This window comes from Kitasatospora sp. NPDC085879, from assembly GCF_040686255.1.
GTDB lineage: Bacteria > Actinomycetota > Actinomycetes > Streptomycetales > Streptomycetaceae > Kitasatospora.
In genome coordinates, this window is the sequence record NZ_JBFBJZ010000005.1 from 165,612 (window position 1) to 182,366 (window position 16,755).

General features: G+C 72.3%; 13 protein-coding genes. 6 read left to right on the forward strand and 7 right to left on the reverse strand.

The window, feature by feature from the left end; all coding sequences use genetic code 11:
• Window positions 1-25 precede the first annotated feature (25 nt).
• Both AB0P35_RS06385 and AB0P35_RS06390 read right to left on the reverse strand, forming a co-directional pair.
• Window positions 26-1,054: an aspartate-semialdehyde dehydrogenase gene (locus AB0P35_RS06385; protein ID WP_363507253.1), complete on the reverse strand. Its 1,029-nt coding sequence runs from the start codon at window positions 1,052-1,054 to the stop codon at window positions 26-28.
• 434 nt (window positions 1,055-1,488) lie between these two features.
• Entirely contained in the window at window positions 1,489-2,364 is an 876-nt protein-coding gene (locus tag AB0P35_RS06390; RefSeq protein WP_363507256.1) for a dihydrodipicolinate synthase family protein, read from the reverse strand.
• 72 nt (window positions 2,365-2,436) lie between these two features.
• On the opposite strand from AB0P35_RS06390, the gene AB0P35_RS06395 reads away from it, so the two are divergent.
• The gene (locus tag AB0P35_RS06395; protein ID WP_095876893.1) at window positions 2,437-3,336 is read left to right on the forward strand and encodes a LysR family transcriptional regulator; all 900 of its coding nucleotides are present in this window, start codon (window positions 2,437-2,439) and stop codon (window positions 3,334-3,336) included.
• 18 nt (window positions 3,337-3,354) lie between these two features.
• On the opposite strand, the gene AB0P35_RS06400 is transcribed toward AB0P35_RS06395, so the two are convergent.
• Window positions 3,355-4,116: a class I SAM-dependent methyltransferase gene (locus AB0P35_RS06400; RefSeq protein ID WP_363507259.1), complete on the reverse strand. Its 762-nt coding sequence runs from the start codon at window positions 4,114-4,116 to the stop codon at window positions 3,355-3,357.
• 77 nt (window positions 4,117-4,193) lie between these two features.
• Here AB0P35_RS06400 and AB0P35_RS06405 point away from each other — a divergent pair, with 77 nt between their 5' ends.
• Both AB0P35_RS06405 and AB0P35_RS06410 read left to right on the forward strand, forming a co-directional pair.
• Window positions 4,194-4,640, forward strand: a complete 447-nt coding sequence (locus AB0P35_RS06405) for a type II toxin-antitoxin system PemK/MazF family toxin (protein ID WP_095876895.1) — start codon at window positions 4,194-4,196, stop codon at window positions 4,638-4,640.
• Between the two features lie 123 nt (window positions 4,641-4,763).
• Window positions 4,764-5,519, forward strand: coding sequence for an RDD family protein (locus AB0P35_RS06410; protein WP_363507262.1), 756 nt, complete (start codon window positions 4,764-4,766; stop codon window positions 5,517-5,519).
• A 72-nt stretch (window positions 5,520-5,591) separates the two neighbouring features.
• Here AB0P35_RS06410 and dnaE read toward each other — a convergent pair whose 3' ends face one another.
• The gene (gene dnaE, locus AB0P35_RS06415) at window positions 5,592-9,125 is read right to left on the reverse strand and encodes a DNA polymerase III subunit alpha (RefSeq protein ID WP_363507265.1); all 3,534 of its coding nucleotides are present in this window, start codon (window positions 9,123-9,125) and stop codon (window positions 5,592-5,594) included.
• Between the two features lie 261 nt (window positions 9,126-9,386).
• Between dnaE and AB0P35_RS06420 the strand changes: the two genes are divergently transcribed.
• Together AB0P35_RS06420 and AB0P35_RS06425 are read left to right on the forward strand one after the other, a co-directional pair.
• Window positions 9,387-9,974, forward strand: coding sequence for a hypothetical protein (locus AB0P35_RS06420; RefSeq protein WP_363507268.1), 588 nt, complete (start codon window positions 9,387-9,389; stop codon window positions 9,972-9,974).
• Window positions 9,975-10,046: 72 nt separating this feature from the next.
• Window positions 10,047-11,384 carry a DUF2252 domain-containing protein gene (locus AB0P35_RS06425; RefSeq protein ID WP_363507271.1) on the forward strand — a complete coding sequence of 446 codons (1,338 nt, stop codon included), beginning with the start codon at window positions 10,047-10,049 and terminating at the stop codon, window positions 11,382-11,384.
• Between the two features lie 36 nt (window positions 11,385-11,420).
• On the opposite strand, the gene AB0P35_RS06430 is transcribed toward AB0P35_RS06425, so the two are convergent.
• From AB0P35_RS06430 to AB0P35_RS06440, 3 genes are read right to left on the reverse strand one after another with little or no spacing between them, the layout of a single operon-like run.
• Window positions 11,421-11,837: a DUF3052 family protein gene (locus AB0P35_RS06430; protein WP_218835805.1), complete on the reverse strand. Its 417-nt coding sequence runs from the start codon at window positions 11,835-11,837 to the stop codon at window positions 11,421-11,423.
• 2 nt (window positions 11,838-11,839) lie between these two features.
• Window positions 11,840-12,463, reverse strand: a complete 624-nt coding sequence (locus AB0P35_RS06435; RefSeq protein ID WP_363507274.1) for a dienelactone hydrolase family protein — start codon at window positions 12,461-12,463, stop codon at window positions 11,840-11,842.
• A 43-nt stretch (window positions 12,464-12,506) separates the two neighbouring features.
• Complete coding sequence (locus AB0P35_RS06440; protein ID WP_363507277.1) at window positions 12,507-14,801, reverse strand: M9 family metallopeptidase; 2,295 nt, start codon at window positions 14,799-14,801, stop codon at window positions 12,507-12,509.
• Between the two features lie 276 nt (window positions 14,802-15,077).
• On the opposite strand from AB0P35_RS06440, the gene AB0P35_RS06445 reads away from it, so the two are divergent.
• Window positions 15,078-16,742, forward strand: a complete 1,665-nt coding sequence (locus AB0P35_RS06445; RefSeq protein ID WP_363507280.1) for an alkaline phosphatase D family protein — start codon at window positions 15,078-15,080, stop codon at window positions 16,740-16,742.
• Window positions 16,743-16,755: the final 13 nt, after the last annotated feature.

Below are 16,755 nucleotides of genomic sequence, written 5' to 3' on the forward strand. Positions count from 1 at the left end.
GAGCGGGGCCGCGGGGCGTGCCCGGTCAGCCGCGGAGCTCGGCGGCGACCAGCTCGGCGATCTGCACCGCGTTCAGCGCGGCGCCCTTGCGCAGGTTGTCGTTGGAGAGGAACAGCGACAGGCCGTTGTCGACCGTCTCGTCCGCCCGGATCCGGCCGACGTAGGTCGGGTCCTGGCCCGCCGCCTGCAGCGGGGTCGGGATGTCGGTGAGCTCGACGCCGGGCGCGCCGGCCAGCAGCTCCACCGCGCGGCCCGGGGCCAGCGGCGCCGCGAAGCGGGCGTTCACCTGCAGCGAGTGGCCGGTGAACACCGGCACGCGGACACAGGTGCCGGAGACCTTGAGCTCGGGGATGCCGAGGATCTTGCGGCTCTCGTGACGGAGCTTCTGCTCCTCGTCGGTCTCGTTGGAGCCGTCCTCGACGATCGAGCCGGCCAGCGGGACGACGTTGAAGGCGATCGGACGCTTGTACACGCCGGGCGCCGGGTACTCGACCGCGGAACCGTCGTGGACCAGCGCGGTCGCGCCGTCCACCACCTTCGCCGCCTGGTCGTGCAGCTCGGACACACCGGCCAGACCGCTGCCGGACACCGCCTGGTAGGTGGAGACCACCAGGGAGACCAGGCCGGCCTCCTCGTGCAGCGGGCGCAGCACCGGCATGGCGGCCATGGTGGTGCAGTTCGGGTTGGCGATGATGCCCCTGGGGCGGTCGGCGATCGCCTCCGGGTTGACCTCGGCGACGACCAGCGGCACCTCGGGGTCGCGGCGCCAGGCGGAGGAGTTGTCGATGACGACCGCGCCCGCCGCGGCGACCTTGGGGGCGAGCGCCTTGGAGGTGGAACCGCCGGCCGAGAAGATCACGATGTCCAGGCCGCTGTAGTCGGCGGTGGCCGCGTCCTCCACGGTGATCTCGGTGTCCTGCCACGGCAGCGTGCGCCCGGCGGACCGCGCCGAGGCGAACAGCCGCAGCTGCTCGACCGGGAAGTCCCGTTCCGCCAGGATCTCGCGGACGACGCCGCCGACCTGGCCGGTGGCCCCAACGATGCCGATCCTCATTGCGTTTCCTCCATGTCGTGCTCGATCGGGTTGTGCTTGATCGCCGTCCGCACCCTGCCATCATGCCTTGTCACGGGCCCGGCCCGTCACGGCGTCCCACGGTGTGGGCGGGCGGAGCGGGCGGGCGGCCGCCCACGGCCGGGAGCCCCTCCGGGTTCGGTGCACGGGCTCCGCAAGATGTCCGGGTGTGGTCGACGCGGACGGGGATTCGTCCGAAAACAATTCGCCACCGAACGGATGAGGGTCTCCCAGGGGCGGGTGGGGCAGGGCCCCGGGGGCGGGTGGGGGCAGGACCTCAGGGGCGCGGGGAACCGCGCGATTCGGATGGGGCAGGCCCTACAGATCCGGGGAAGGCCGGATCCGCCCTGTGCACCGCCCTCGGACTGCGCAGTTCCCCGCGCCCCTGAGTCCTGTGAGTCCTGCCGCTGGATCCGTCACTCCGTGACTGCGGCGAGCCGGTCGAGGGCGGTGGCGACGGCGGCGGGGGTGGCGGGGAGCAGTGGCAGCCGGACGTCCGGGGTGGGGATCCGGCCCTGGGCGTGCAGGACGCCCTTGACCACGGCGGGGTTGGGTTCGGCGAACGCGGCGCGGGCGAGGGCGGCCAGCCGGTGGCCCAGCTCCCGGGCGCGGGCCGCGTCGCCCTTGCGCCAGGCGTCGGCGAGTTCGGCGTACTGCCCGGTGGCGAGGTGGGCGGAGGCGAGGATGCCGCCCTCGGCGCCGATCGCCATCAGCGCGGACAGGTGGGCGTCGTCGCCCGCCAGCACGCCCCGGTGCCCCCGCCCGAGCAGCTCGACCGCCGTGTCGTCGACGCCGCCGGCCGCGTACTTCACCCCGGCGACGCCCGGCAGCCGCAGCACCTCGTCGAGCGTGCCGGCGTCGAGCTGCTGCCCGGTGCGGTACGGGATGTGGTAGACGATCAGCGGTACGGGGCTGTGCTCGGCGAGGTGCCGGAAGTGCGCCAGCACCCCGGCCCGGCCCGGGCGGACGAAGGCGGGCACCGTCACCAGCGCGGCGTCGGCGGTGCCGTCCAGGGCGGCCAGCGCCTCGGCGGTACGGCGGGTGTCGCCGCCGCCGACGCCGACCACCAGTGGTGCGCCGTGCGCCCGGCAGACCGGGGCCGCGGCGGCGAGGACGGTGCGCTTCTCGGCCTCGTCCAGGGAGCCGGGCTCGCCGGTGGTGCCGAGCGCGACCAGGCCGGCGGCGCCGGCGGCGAGCAGCTCGTCGGCGAGGCGCTCCAGGGCGTCGGCGGCGACGGTGCCGTCCGCGGCGAAGGGGGTGACGAGCGGTACGTGAATCCCGTGCAGGTCCATGCGGTCGAGCCTGACGCCCCGGCATCGTGCAGGTCCAGTTCACATTTCCGAGGCTTCTCGTAAGCTGAGCCGATGCTCGACGTCCGCCGCCTGCGCCTGCTCCGCGAACTCGCCCACCACGGCACGATCGCCGCGGTCGCCGAGGCGCTCGCGTTCAGCCCGTCCGCCGTCTCGCAGCAGCTGTCGGTGCTGGAGCGGGAGGCCGGGGTGCCGCTGCTGGAGCGGACCGGGCGGCGGGTGGCACTGACCCCGGCGGGGCTGAACCTGGTGCGGCACGCGGAGGCGGTGCTGGAGCGGCTGGAGCAGGCCTCGGCCGAGCTCGCGCACGCCCGCCGGGGGCTGGCCGGGCCGCTGCGGATCGGCACCTACCCGTCGGCGGCGCGGGCGATCGTGCCGGCCGCGCTGGCCGGGCTGGCGGCCCGTCACCCGGGGCTGGAGCCGATGGTGACGGAGGTCGACCCGGCGGCGGTGGCGGCGGCGCTGCGGGCCGGCGAGCTGGACGTGGCGCTGGTCCACGAGTACGACCTGGTGCCGGCCGAGCCGGAGCCAGGCCTGGCGTTCACCCAGCCGGTGTTCACCGAGCCGATGTACCTGGCCGCGGCGGGCGCGGGCACGGTCGCCGAACACCGCGGCTCGCCGTGGATCATGGCGCCGGCGGGCACGCTCTGCCACACGATGACCCTGCGGGCCTGCCAGAGCGCCGGGTTCACCCCGCGGGTGCGGCACCACGTGGACGACTTCACCACCGTGCTGGCGCTGGTGGCGGTGGGCCAGGGCGTCGCCCTGGTGCCGCACCTGGGCACGGTGCCGGCCCCGCCGCCGGGCGTGGTGCTCACCCGGCTGCCGATGTACCGACGGACCAGGACGGCCTTCCGCGCCGGTGCCGCCGCCCACCCGGCGGTCGCCGCGTTCACCGCCGCCCTGCACTCCGCCGTCCCGCCGGAGCTCGGCGGCGGCGTCCCGCAGGTCTGAGGGCCGGGCGGCCGGGCGTCAGCCGGGCTTGCGGGCGTCGACCAGGGTGCGGGCGGAGTGGGCGACGAACGGGCCGTCGGACTCGATCAGCGCGTGCAGCTCGCGCAGGCGGTCGCGGTACTGCCCGACGGTGAAGCCGGGCACCATCCAGATCACCTTGCGCAGGAACCAGACCACCGCCCCGATGTCGTGGAACTCGATCCGCAGCCGCTCGGTGCGCAGGTCGACGACCTCCAGCCCGGCGGCCTCGGCGGCGGCCCGCTCGTCCTCGGGGTGACGGCCGCGGAGGACGGACTCCGGCAGCGGGCCGAGGAAGAACTCGACGAGTTCGAAGACGCTCGCCGGGCCGACGTGCTGGGCGAAGTAGGTGCCGCCGGGCCGCAGCACCCGGGCGATCTCCGCCCAGTGCGGCACGACGGGGTGACGGCTGGTCACCAGGTCGAAGGCGGCGTCCGCGAAGGGCAGCGGCGGGTCCTCGGGGGCCGCGACCACCACCGCGCCGAGCGGGTGGAGCAGCGCGGTGGCCTTCGCCAGGTTGGGCGGCCAGCCCTCGGTGGCCGCCATCAGCGGCGGGAAGGGCGCGGCCCCGGCGAGCACCTCGCCGCCGCCGGTCTGCAGGTCGAGAGCGGCGCCGGACCGCGCGAGGCGTTCGCGGAGCAGCCGCTGGTAGCCCCAGGAGGGGCGCTGTTCGGTGGCTCGGCCGTCCAGCCAGGAGAAGTCCCAGCCGTCCACGGAGGCCGCCTCGGCCTCGGCCACCAGTTCGTCGAAGGTGCGTGCCATGGCCCGATCCTGGCCCGGGCGGGACGACCGGGGCCACTGCTTATTGGCGGGCACGGCTCGGGCGCTACTCTTCGCGCATGGCAGAGCTGATCAACGAGGACGTGCCCGGCCGCTACGGCCCCGAGGCCACCGTCGAGGTGGAGCCGTACGAGGTGGGGGCGGTGCGCACCGAGTACTCGCCGCGGCACGACGGCGACCCGGACCCGGGCGAGATCGTGTGGACCTGGGTGCCGTACGAGGAGCGGGACGGCCGCGGCAAGGACCGACCGGTGCTGGTGGTGGCGCGCGAGGAGGGCGGCAGCCTGCTGGCCGTCATGCTCTCCAGCAAGGGCCACGACGGGGACCGCGACTGGGTGCCGATCGGCTCCGGCCCGTGGGACAAGTCCGGCCGGGACTCCTGGGTGGCGCTGGAGCGCGTCATGCGGGTGTGGGACGGCGGCATGCGCCGCGAGGCCTGCGCCCTGGACCGGGCCCGCTTCAACCTCGTCGTGGACAGCCTCCGCCGCCGCTACCGCTGGCGCTGAACCGCACACCGGCGGGGGTGGCCGGATGCCGCCCCCGCCGATAACGATTCACCGATCCCCGCACCCGCTCCCGGGCGTCCTCGGTAGAACTGGCGGACGACCTAGCACCGGGAGCCCGGACACGTGAGCACCAACCACCCGTCGAATTACGGCTATCCGACGGACCCTCAGCAGAACCCCTATGCGCAGCAGGCGGGCCACCAGCCACCGCCCGCCCCGGGCTACGGAGCGCCGCCCCCTCCCCCGACCGCACCGCCCGGCTACGGACCCGGTGCCTACGGGCAGCCCGGCAGCACTGCCCCCGGGTACGGCGCACCCGGCTACGGCGTCCCGGGACAGGGCACCCCCGGATACGGCACTCCGGGGTACGGAACTCCGGGGTACGGTGCGCCGGGGTACGGGCAGCCGCCGCAGGCACTGCCGCACTGGCTCAGCCCGGCCGGCCCGCCCGGTGTGCCCCCGGCGCCGGGGACCCGCGTCCTGGCCCCGCCCGGGGAACGCCTGGTCGCCCGCCTGATCGACCTCGCGATCCAGCTGATCCCGGCCGTCATCCTCTACGCCCTGCTCGGGGAGTACCTCGGAAACCTCTTCGTCGGCCTGCTGGCCTTCGCGTACGAGGCGGCGCTGATGGTCACCCAGCACGGCCAGACGGTCGGCAAGAAGGCGATGAGGCTGCGCGTGGTGGACGCCGCGACCGGCGGCCGACCGACCGACAGCGCCCTCTGGGGACGCTCGGCCGTCGCCACCGTGCCCGGCGCCGTGTACTGCATCGGGTGGCTGTTCGAGGCGCTCGACTCGATGTGGCAACTGTGGGACAGGCCGCTGCAGCAGTGCCTGCACGACAAGGCCGTACGAACCGTGGTGGTCAAGGAAAGCTGACGACCCACCGCCAGGCGCGCACGGGAGACCTGCGCTGACGGGGTGGTGCACCCCGTCAGCGCAGACCCGGCGTCAGCCGGCCAGGCAGCTGGGGCCGAGGAGTTGCTTGAGGTCGCCGAAGAGGGCCGGGTCGGACTTGACCCGGTGCCGGTCGAGGCGCAGCACGGTGGTCTTGTTGCGGCCCTCCAGTCGCAGCCGGACCTCGGTGGTGCCCTTGTGGTGGGTGAGCACCTCGCCGAGGCGGGCGACCAGCGGCGGGGTGACGCGGCCGCTCGGGATGTTGATGACGATCGGCGCCTCGGCGTGCGCGTTGGAGAGGTCGGGGACGGACAGTTCCATGCCCATCAGCCGCGGCACGTCCTCCCGCTTGTCCAGCTTGCCGCGGACGAACACCACGGCGTCCTCGACGAGTTGGGAGGAGACCAGCTGGTAGCTGGCGGGGAAGAACATGCAGTCGATGGAGCCGGCGAGGTCCTCGACGGTGGCGATCGCCCAGGCGTTGCCCTGCTTGGTCATCTTCCGCTGGAGGCCGGAGATGATGCCGCCGATGGTGACGATGGCGCCGTCCGGGCGTTCGGCGAGGTCGGCGACGGCGCAGTCGGCCTTGTCGGCGAGGACGTGCTCGATGCCGTGCAGCGGGTGCGAGGAGACGTACAGGCCGAGCATCTCCCGTTCCTGGGTGAGCAGGAAGGACTTGTCCCACTCCTCCTCGGAGAAGACCACGTCGAGGCCGAAGCTCGGCTCGTCGGAGACGGAGTCGCCGCCGAAGAGGTCGAACTGGCCCTCGGCCTCCTTGCGCTTGACGCCGACCACGTTGTCGATCATCGGCTCGAACTGCGCGGTGAGGCCCTTGCGGGTGTGTCCGAGGGAGTCGAACGCGCCGGCCTTGATGAGGGATTCGACCGTCCGCTTGTTGCAGACCACCGACTCGACCTTGTCCAGGAAGTCGGGGAAGGAGGCGAACTTCCCCTTGGACTTGCGGGTGCGGATCATCGACTCGACGACCGGGCCGCCGACGTTGCGGATGGCGGTGAGGCCGAAGCGCACGGTGTCGTTGCCGTGCGGGGTGAAGTCGGCGTCCGATTCGTTGACGTCCGGCGGCAGGACGCTGATGCCCATCTTGCGGGCCTCGTTGAGGTAGACCGCGGACTTGTCCTTGTCGTCCTTGACCGAGGTGAGCAGGCCGGACATGTACTCGGCCGGGTAGTTGGCCTTGAGGTAGGCCGTCCAGTAGGAGACCAGTCCGTAGCCGGCGGTGTGGGCTTTGTTGAACGCGTAGCCGGAGAAGGGGACGAGGACGTCCCACACGGCCTGGACCGCGGCGTCGGAGTAGCCGTGCTCGCGGCAGCCCTTCTGGAAGGGGACGAACTCCGCCTCCAGGATCTCCTTCTTCTTCTTGCCCATGGCGCGGCGCAGCAGGTCGGCCTGGCCGAGCGAGTAGCCGGCGAGGATCTGCGCGGCCTTCTGGACCTGCTCCTGGTAGACGATCAGGCCGTAGGTGGGCTCCAGGATCTCCTTGAGCGGCTCCTCCAGCTCCGGGTGGATCGGGGTGATCTCCTGCTGGCCGTTCTTGCGCAGGGCGTAGTTGGTGTGCGAGTTGACGCCCATCGGGCCGGGGCGGTACAGCGCGAGGACGGCGGAGATGTCCTCGAAGTTGTCGGGCTTCATCAGGCGCAGCAGCGAGCGCATGGGGCCGCCGTCGAGCTGGAAGACGCCGAGGGTGTCGCCGCGGGCGAGGAGTTCGTAGGTCGGCTTGTCGTCGAGGGGCAGATCAAGCAGGTTGATCTTGATGCCCTTGTTCTTCTCGATCGCCTTGACGGCGTCGTCCATGATCGTCAGGTTGCGCAGGCCGAGGAAGTCCATCTTGAGAAGGCCGAGGCCCTCACAGGTGGGGTAGTCGAACTGCGTGATGGTGACGCCGTCGGTGTGCCGGGTCCAGACCGGGATGTGGTCGGTGAGCGGCTCGGCGGACATGATGACGCCGGCGGCGTGCACGCCGGGCTGGCGGATCAGGCCCTCGATGCCGCGCGCGGTGTCGATGACCTTGCGGACGTCCGGGTCGGTCTCGTACAGGCCGCGGATCTCGCCGGCCTCGCCGTAGCGGGGGTGCGAGGAGTCGGTGATGCCCGACAGCGGGATGCCCTTGCCCATGACGTCCGGCGGCATCGCCTTGGTGATCCGGTCGCCCATCGCGTACGGGTAGCCGAGGACGCGCGAGGAGTCCTTGATGGCGGCCTTCGCCTTGATGGTGCCGTACGTGACGATCATGGCGACCTTGTCGGAGCCCCACTTCTCCGTCACGTAGCGGATCACGTCGCCGCGCCGGCGCTCGTCGAAGTCGATGTCGACGTCGGGCATCGAGATGCGCTCGGGGTTGAGGAAGCGCTCGAAGATCAGGCCGTGCGGGATCGGGTCGAGGTCGGTGATGCCCATGGCGTAGGCGACCAGCGAGCCGGCCGCGGAGCCTCGGCCGGGGCCCACCGCGATGCCCTGCTGCTTGGCCCACATGATGAAGTCGGCGACCACGAGGAAGTACGCCGGGAACCCCATCTGGATGATGGTGTCCATCTCGTACTCGGCGAGCTTCTTGTGCTCCTCGTCGTAGCCGCCCGGGAAGCGCCAGTCCATGCCCTCCCAGACCTTGGACTTGAAGAAGTCCGCCTCGGACTCGAAGCCCTCCGGGATGGGGAAGCGCGGCATGAGGTTCTTGAACTCGAACATGCCGGCGGTGTCGACCCGGGAGGCGACCAGCAGCTGGCTGTTGCGGCAGCCCTCCTGCCAGGCGTCGGAGGAGTCCAGGGCGTACATCTCGGCGGCCGACTTGATGTAGTAGCCGGTGCCGTCGAAGCGGAAGCGGTCCGGGTCGGAGAGGTTCTTGCCGGTCTGCACGCACAGCAGCAGGTCGTGGGCGCCCGCGTCGCCCTCGGTGGTGTAGTGCGAGTCGTTGGTGACCACCGGCGGGATGTTGAGCTTCTTGGAGATCTCCAGCAGCCCGTCGCGGACCCGCTTCTCGATGTCGAGCCCGTGGTCCATCAGCTCAAGGAAGTAGTTCTCGGCGCCGAAGATGTCCCGGTAGTCGGCGGCGGACTTCAGCGCCTCGTCGAACTGGCCGAGGCGCAGCCGGGTCTGCACCTCGCCGGAGGGGCAGCCGGTGGTGGCCATCAGGCCGGCCGCGTGCTCGGCGATGATCTCCTTGTCCATCCGGGGCCACTTCACCAGCCAGCCCTCGGCGTAGGAGCGCGAGGTCAGCTTGAAGAGGTTGTGCAGGCCCTCCCTGTTCCGGGCCCAGATGGTCTTGTGGGTGTAGGCGCCGGACGCCGAGACGTCGTCCTTCTTCTGGTGCGGCTGGCCCCACAGGATGCGCTTGGTGTTCGACCGGGACTCCGGGGCGACGTACGCCTCGATGCCGATCACCGGGGTGATGCCGGCCGCCTTCGCCTGCTTGTGGAACTCAGCGGCACCGTACATGTTGCCGTGGTCGGTCATCGCGACATGGGTCTGCCCGAGCCGCTCGACCTCCTTGAAGAGCTGCTTCAGCCGGGCGGCGCCGTCCAGCATCGAGTACTCGGTGTGGACGTGCAGGTGCGCGTACGGCTGGTCGCTCAAGGCGGGGCCTCCGGAGTCTCGGCATGATCGGAACCGGGCGCGAAACAGGTAAGGCCCGAGCCACCTGTCAGGGCCCGGACCACGGCTTCCGCGTCGCGGCACCGAGTCTAGTCCCCCGCCGCAGGTGTCTCGCGAGTCGCCACGGATGCGCATGCTTCCCTCACTTTCGGGCATCGGGGAGGCACGGGTGGCCACCCGGGGTTCCGGCCCGGCCGTGCACGCCGATAGCCTCTGGCGCACTGACGTGCGAGGAGGGGTTTCATGGCATTCGGCCCGGTGGTGCACGAGCGCCCGCGAGGCGGGGGGCTGATCGCGATCGGCGTGCTGCTGCTCGTCCAGACGGCCTCCGAGCTCGGGGTGCTCGCCTACGACATCGCCCAGGCGGGCCCCGGCTACCTGCTGACCGCCCTCGGCCTGTCCTACGCGGACTACGTCGACGCGCCGGTCGGGTTCTTCGCCTTCGACACCGGCTACTGCGTCGCCCTGCTGGCTCTCGCGATCGGCGCCTTCGTCGGCGGGCGCTGGGTCCGCCCGGCGGCCGTGGTGCTGACCTCGGTGACCGGTTTCGCCGCCCTCGCCCAGGTGCTCAACCAGGTGGTCTTCGAGGCCTCCCGGCGAACCTTCGCCGAGCCGCTCAGCCACCTGTGGCTGAACATGACACTACTGCTCACCGTCGCGATCGCGATCGCGGTCGCCGCGATCGTCGGCGCGACCCGTCCGGCCGCCCCGGCGGCTCCCGCCCCGGTAGCGTTCCACCCGTACGTCCCCGCGCAGCGCCAGGCTCACCCGCCGATACCACCGACGCCGCCCGGTACCCCGCCGGCGCCGCCCGCGCCGCCGAACGCCTGAACCGCGCGCGGCCCTTCCGTGCGGACCGTCCGGACCGTCCGGGCCGGACAGCACCACCGATAGGACTCCCTCATGCCCGACCAGCCCACCGTCGCCGACCGCGAGCCGGAGCGCGCCGAGACCGTCCTGCGGGTCTTCGACGCCGCGTTCGGGGAGCTGCTGGCGCATGACCCGGCCGCGTTCCGGGTGAAGTTCCGCAAGATGGCCGCCTCGGCCTTCGCCTTCTACCGGGGCACCGCGGCACTGTTCTACGCCGACCTCACCACCGACCCGTACCGCGAGTACGGCGCCCGGTTCCTCGACGAGCGGACCGGCCGGGTCTGGATCCACGGCGACCTGCACGCCGAGAACTTCGGCACCTACCTGAACGCCGAGGGCCGGCTGGTCTTCAACGTCAACGACTTCGACGAGGCCTACGTCGGCGCCTTCACCTGGGACGTCCAGCGGCTCGCCGCCAGCCTCGCGCTGATCGGCTACGCCAAGGCCCTCTCCGACGACACCATCAGCAGCCTGGTCCGCTCCTTCGCCGCCGCCTACCGGGGCCAGATCGCCGCCCTGGTCCGTGACGGCGACACCGCCCAGTTCACCCTGGACACCGCGGACGGGCCGATCCTCGACACGCTGCGCAGCGCCCGGCTGCAGACCCGGGTCGCGCTGCTCGACGCGGAGACCGTGATCGACGGCTGGGACCGCCGGTTCCGGATCGGCGGCGGCGCCTTCGAGCTCGACGCGGCCACCCGCGCCGAGGTGCTCGCCGCCTTCGAGCGTTACCTGGAGACCCTGCCGCCGGCCTCCCGGACGCGTCCGGAAGCGCTGCGGGTCAAGGACGTCTGCGGGCGCCGCGGCATCGGCATCGGCAGCGCCGGCCTGCCCTCCTACAACGTGCTGCTGGAGGGCCACACCGACGCCCTCGAGAACGACGTGATCATCTACATGAAGCAGGGCCAGACGCCGGCCGTCTCCCGGCACGTCACGGACCCGGCGATCCGCGGCTACTTCGAGCACGAGGGCCATCGCACCGTCATCTCGCAGCGCGCCCTGCAGGCGCACAGCGACCCGTGGCTCGGCTACACCACGCTGCGCGACCGCGGCCAGCTCGTCGCCGAGGTCTCCCCCTACGCGGCCGACCTCGACTGGACCGACCTCACCGAGCCGGACGACCTGCGCACCGTCACCGAGTACCTCGGCCGGGCCACCGCCGCCATGCACGCCGCCGCCGACGAGTCCTCCAGCGGCCACAGCCTCGTCCCGTTCTCCACCGAGCACGCCATCGACAGGGCGATCGCCGCCGACGAGGACGGCTTCACCGCCATGCTCGTCGACTTCGCCCACGCCTACGGGGACCGCGCCCGCCGGGACCACCAGATCTTCGTCGACCTCTTCCGCAACGGCCGCATCCCGGGGCTGTGACACCTGCGGACGCCGGTCCCCGGCGGGCGCCGGGGATCAGCGTCCGCGCAGTTCCCTGCGGATGACGAGGCGCAGGGCGGAGTACGTCTCGTCGACGGCGCAGACCTTGTTGTCGACCAGGCCGGTGGGCAGGGCGATCTCCCGCAGGACGTCCTCGGTGAGGTCGGTGGGGATGCGGGAGGCCCGCTTGGGCCAGGCGATCCAGAGGCCTGCGGCGGGGTGCATGGCGGCGCGGTGGTCGGCGAGGCGGGCGGCGAGGTCGGCCCGGTCGGCGGGGAACCAGAGCGCCACGTCGAAGGGGTCGGCCTCGTCCGGGTGGTGCTGGATGTCCAGGCCGTCCGGCGGGTCGGGGATCGCGAAGCCTGCGGGGGCGTCGGCGAGCAGGACGGTGTCGCCCGCCCTGATGCCGAGTTTGCGGGCGAGCGGGGTGCCCGAGTAGCCGGCGGCCGGCACGGTCAGGCGTCCAGGTCGGCGAGGAAGGCGAGGGTGGCGGCCCAGGTGAGTTCCGCAGCCTCCTCGTCGTAGTCGGGGAGCTCGGGGTCGGTGTAGATGTGCCCGGCACCGCGGTAGCGGTGGACCTCGACGTCGGCGCCGGCCTTGGTCATCCGCAGGTACCAGGCGTTCAGCCAGTCCTCGGGCTCGAAGGCGTCCGGCTCGGCGACGTGCAGCTGGACGGGGATCGAGGTCGCGGCGTCGTCGCGGATGTCGGAGGTGCCGTGCAGCAGGAGCAGGCCGGCGGCGTTGCTGTCGGCGAGGGCGAGGTTCTGGGCGAGTGCGGCGCCGAGCGAGAAGCCGGCGTAGACGATGCCGGGCCCGCCCTGGCCGAGCAGCGGGGCGGCGGCGTGCACGGCGCGGCGCAGCAGTTCGTCGGTGGTGACCTCGTCCTTGTAGGCCATGCCCTCCTCGACGGTGTCGAAGACCCGGCCGTCGTAGACGTCGGGGGTGTGCACCTCGTGGCCGGCGGCGCGGAGCCGGTCGGCGGCGGCGTGCACGGCCGGGCGGAGGCCGTAGGCGGAGTGGAAGAGGACGATCGTGGCCACGGGGTGCTCCTTCGCTCGCGGGGCGCGGCAAAGTCCCATGATCCCTCATTCCGGGGCACGGTGCGGGAGCGGTCGGGAGGCGTCAGGAGGCGGTCTCGACCCAGACGCCGTCGAAGCCCTGCTTGGCGTACAGGCTGACGAAGTTCCAGCCGGCGGGCGGGTTGGTGACGGTGAGGGTCTCGGCGTTGCCGCTGTGGACGGACTTGGCGGTGTACGCCGTGCTGGTGGCCCAGTTGGCGGAGCTGTAGTAGAGGTCGGCGTCGCCGGTGCCGCCGCCGCTGGTGACGGTGAGGCGGGCGGTGCCGGCGGGCACCCACAGGTAGAGGTAGCGGTGATCACCGGTGGGCGAGGCGAGGTTGCTGCGGCGGCAGCCGGGCTCCAGGCGGCGGGTGTCGGTGGCGGTGCACTCGGGCCGGGCGCAGCCGGTGGGGGTGCAGGTGCCGAGCCAGCGGTCGAAGTCGGCGTCGTAGCGGGTGCCGATGGTGCCGGTGAGCAGGGCACGGGCGCCGGCCCAGTCGCCGGTGCGGTAGCGGGCGAGCAGGGTGTCGACGTCGGCCCGGTGCGTCTCGGTCATGTAGCGGACGGCCAGGTAGCCCCAGTTGTAGATCCGGGTGGTGTCGGCGTTGTCGTAAGTGGTGTCGAAGAGGGTGCTGAGCCGGTAGGTGTGCTTGCCGGCCTGGGTGAGCGCGTCGGTGTAGACGGCGCCGCGGTAGGAGTAGGAGACGTACTCGGCGAAGCCCTCCACCCACCAGATGGTGGGGGTGGTGGTGCCGGCCTCGAAGTCGCCGTACATGTCGAAGCGGCCGTCGAGGTAGTGGGTGTACTCGTGGTTGAGGTTCCAGATCTGGAAGTCGGGGCGGAGCCACTCGGCCTCGTGGGCGATGAACCGGGGCTGGTTGCCGGCGGCGGAGGGGTCGCCCTCCAGGTACATGCCGCCGTTGTCGGTGCTGATGCCGTAGATGGCGCCGGCGTAGGTGCGGTAGTCGGTGCTGGAGTCGAAGACGACGACCTCGATGGTGGTGTTGCGGTCGCCGGCGACGGGGCCGTTGTCGCGGACGATGCCGTGCACGTAGGCGTCCTGGCCGGCGAGGCTGGTGCAGGTGGCGGCGAGCTGGTCGGCGGTCATCTGCTGGGCGAGGATGCGGATGCTCGGGCTGCAGGTGTGGCTGACCGTCAGGACGGCGGCCTTGAGGCGGTTCGCGAGGTCGCAGGTGCCGTAGTAGGCGCACTGGGCGGCGTCGTACTCGGCGGCCATCTCGGCGAGGCCGACCCAGAGCTGGGCGGTGGGGCCGGTCATCGCGGTGCGGCCGAGCAGGTCCTTGACCAGCGGCCGGACGGCGCCCTGGAGTTCGGGGTGCTGGAGGAAGCGGGCGAGTTCCCGGCCGGCGTTGGAGACTAGGTAGCCGCGGTCGCCGCCGAGCATCCCGAGGTGGCCGGCGGCGAAGGCGCCGAGGGTGTCGAGGACGCCGTGGTCGGCCTGGACGGCGGCGACGAAGTCGGGTGACTGGTGGCCGCGCCAGAGCACCGTGTAGGTGTTGTTGACGGCGCTGAGCATCCACCAGGAGGCGTCGTAGCGGCTGTCGTAGTCGGTCAGCAGGCGCCGGACGACGGACAGGTAGCGGGCGTTCTCGCCGGAGCTGTCGATCAGGATGACGGCCTCGGCGAGGGACTGGCCGTTGGCGTCGGTGACGTCGCGGGAGTGCGGGGCGGCGAAGAAGGCGTCGAGGGCGCCGCGGATCGAGCCCTGCAGGGCGCTGCCGTAGGGGCCGACGTCGCCGGAGTGGTACCACTGCACGTAGTAGCCGGCCCGCAGGTAGAGCACCAACTGGGCGGCGGAGGTGCTGTTGTCGCCGGGGTAGGCGGTGGAGACGTCCCGCAGGGCGTCGGCGACGGAGACCATCTGGGCCTCGCGGAAGGCGCCGCGGGCGTCCGTGCCGGTGAGCGTGAACAGGGTGTTGATGCAGCCGGTGTCGGCGGCCTTCACGGCCTGGACGAGGGCGGCGCCGGTGCGGCCGGTGAAGTCGCCGACCGAGCAGGCCGCGGCGCGAGGTGCGGCGACGCTGCGGGGCTCGCTGGTCAGGGGTGCGGTGCGGGGCTTGTCCCGCCGGGTGGCGGCCGCGTCATAGGCGGGCTGCGGGGCCCGGTCGGCGAGGTCGGTCGCGGCGGCCTCGGCGGGGGCCAGCGCGGTCTCGGGCCGCGGCGTGGTGGCCGGGCGCGGGGCCGGGCCGGAGCGGGCGGTGGTGCCGGTCAGCCGGGGGGCCGTCGGGACGGCCACGCTCTCGGTGGAGAGCAGCAGGCCGAGGGTCAGGCAGCAGACCACGGCGAGGGCGAGCCATCGCAGGGCGCGCAGGGCTGAGGGTGTCCGGGAGGTGTGCACGTGGGGGCCTCCGGGCCGGGTGAAGTGGCCGCGTGGGGGCGGCCGTTGACGGGGGCGGGCAGGACGGGGCGATCCGCACGGCTCCGCTGTCCGCGAGGTGTGACATGTACAATTGCATGCGTCACATGGCATGGGAAGTCCTCACGCAGGCTCAAGTTCGCCTCTCTGATGCCCAGTTGGGCGTGAGCTGCGGCGAAGCGGCGTGGACATGAAGAGTCAGGGAATAGTCGTCCCAAAGTATGGACATCTGATTACCAGCCAGTAGCCTCTGACGCTGTGACAGAGACCACCGACTCCGTGTCCCCCGCCGTCGCCCGGCCGCGCCGCCGCCGGGTGCTGAAGGCCGCCGCCCTCACCGCGGGTGCGGCCGTCCTGCCGATCGCCGCGGGCACCGCGCCGGCCACCGCCGCCACCGCGCCGCAGTTCCTGCACGGCGTCGCCTCGGGCGACCCGCTGCCCGACGGCGTCGTCCTGTGGACGAGAGTGACGCCCACCCCGGACGCCGTCCCCGGCTCGAACGCCGGCCCGGCCACCGACGTGGTGTGGCAGGTCGCCACCGACAAGTCCTTCAGCTCGGTGCGCGCCGGCGGCACGGTCACCACCTCTGCCGGCACCGACCACACCGTCAAGGTGGACGTCCGCGGCCTGACCCCCGACACCGTCTACTGGTACCGCTTCACCGCCGGCGGCGTCTCCTCCCCCGTCGGCCGCACCCGCACCGCGCCCACCGCCGACGCCGCCCTCGACCGGCTGCGGCTCGGCGTCGCCTCCTGCGCCAACTGGGAGGCCGGCTACTTCTCCGCGTACCGCCACCTCGCCGCCCGCGGCGACCTCGACGTCTTCCTCTTCCTCGGCGACTACATCTACGAGTACAAGACCGGCGAGTTCTGCGCCGCCGGCAAGGTCGTCCGCCCGCACGAGCCGGCGCACGAGATCACCACCCTCGCCGACTACCGCACCCGGCACGGCAGGTACAAGACCGACCCGGACCTGCAGGGCCTGCACGCGATCATCCCGACCGTCGCGATCTGGGACGACCACGAGTTCGCCAACGACGCGTGGGCCGGCGGCGCCGAGAACCACACCCCCGGCACCGAGGGCGACTGGTCCGAGCGGATGGCCGCCGCCAAGCAGGCCTACTTCGAGTGGATGCCCGTCCGCCCGTCGATCGCCGGCACCACCTACCGCCGGCTGCGCTACGGCAAGCTCGCCGACCTGCACCTGCTCGACCTGCGGTCCTTCCGCTCCCAGCAGGTCAAGGTCGGCAACGGCGACGTCGACTCCGCCGACCGCACCATGACCGGCCGCGCCCAGCTCGACTGGCTGAAGTCCGGCCTCTCCGCCTCCGACACCACCTGGCGGCTCATCGGCAACGAGGTGATGATCTCCCCCGTCGCCTTCCTCTCGCTGCCCGACTACCTGCTGCGGCCGATCGCCAAGCTGCTCGGCCTGCCCGGCGAGGGCCTCGCGATCAACACCGACCAGTGGGACGGCTACACCCACGACCGCCGCGAGCTCCTCGGCCACCTGAAGAACAACGGCATCGGCAACACCGTCTTCCTCACCGGCGACATCCACTCCGCCTGGGCCGCCGACGTGCCGAACGAGGCCGCCACCTACCCGGCCTCCGGCAGCGTCGCCACCGAGTTCGTCGTCACCTCGGTCAGCTCCGACAACATCGACGACTTCCTCAAGGTCGCCCCGCAGACCCTCTCGCTGGTCGCGGCCGCCGCCATCCAGGCCGCCAACCGCCACATCAAGTGGGTCGACCTCGACTCGCACGGCTACGGCGTCCTCGACATCACCCCGCAGGCCGTGCAGATGGACTACTACATCCTCTCCGACCGCACCCGCAAGGACGCCACCACCAAGTGGACCCGCTCCTACCGCACCCGCACCGGCACCCAGCAGGTCGAACGCGTCTGGTCCCCCGTCAAGTGACGCCCCGGCGCCC

Bases quoted from the DNA above. Each gene is read 5' to 3' on its own strand.
- AB0P35_RS06420 (WP_363507268.1), top strand. From the start codon at position 9,387: ATGGCATTCGGCCCGGTGGTGCACGAGCGCCCGCGAGGCGGGGGGCTG.
- AB0P35_RS06395 (WP_095876893.1), top strand. From the start codon at position 2,437: ATGCTCGACGTCCGCCGCCTGCGCCTGCTCCGCGAACTCGCCCACCAC.
- AB0P35_RS06400 (WP_363507259.1), bottom strand. From the start codon at position 4,116: ATGGCACGCACCTTCGACGAACTGGTGGCCGAGGCCGAGGCGGCCTCC.
- AB0P35_RS06405 (WP_095876895.1), top strand. From the start codon at position 4,194: ATGGCAGAGCTGATCAACGAGGACGTGCCCGGCCGCTACGGCCCCGAG.
- AB0P35_RS06390 (WP_363507256.1), bottom strand. From the start codon at position 2,364: ATGGACCTGCACGGGATTCACGTACCGCTCGTCACCCCCTTCGCCGCG.
- AB0P35_RS06435 (WP_363507274.1), bottom strand. From the start codon at position 12,463: ATGGGACTTTGCCGCGCCCCGCGAGCGAAGGAGCACCCCGTGGCCACG.
- AB0P35_RS06425 (WP_363507271.1), top strand. From the start codon at position 10,047: ATGCCCGACCAGCCCACCGTCGCCGACCGCGAGCCGGAGCGCGCCGAG.
- AB0P35_RS06385 (WP_363507253.1), bottom strand. From the start codon at position 1,054: ATGAGGATCGGCATCGTTGGGGCCACCGGCCAGGTCGGCGGCGTCGTC.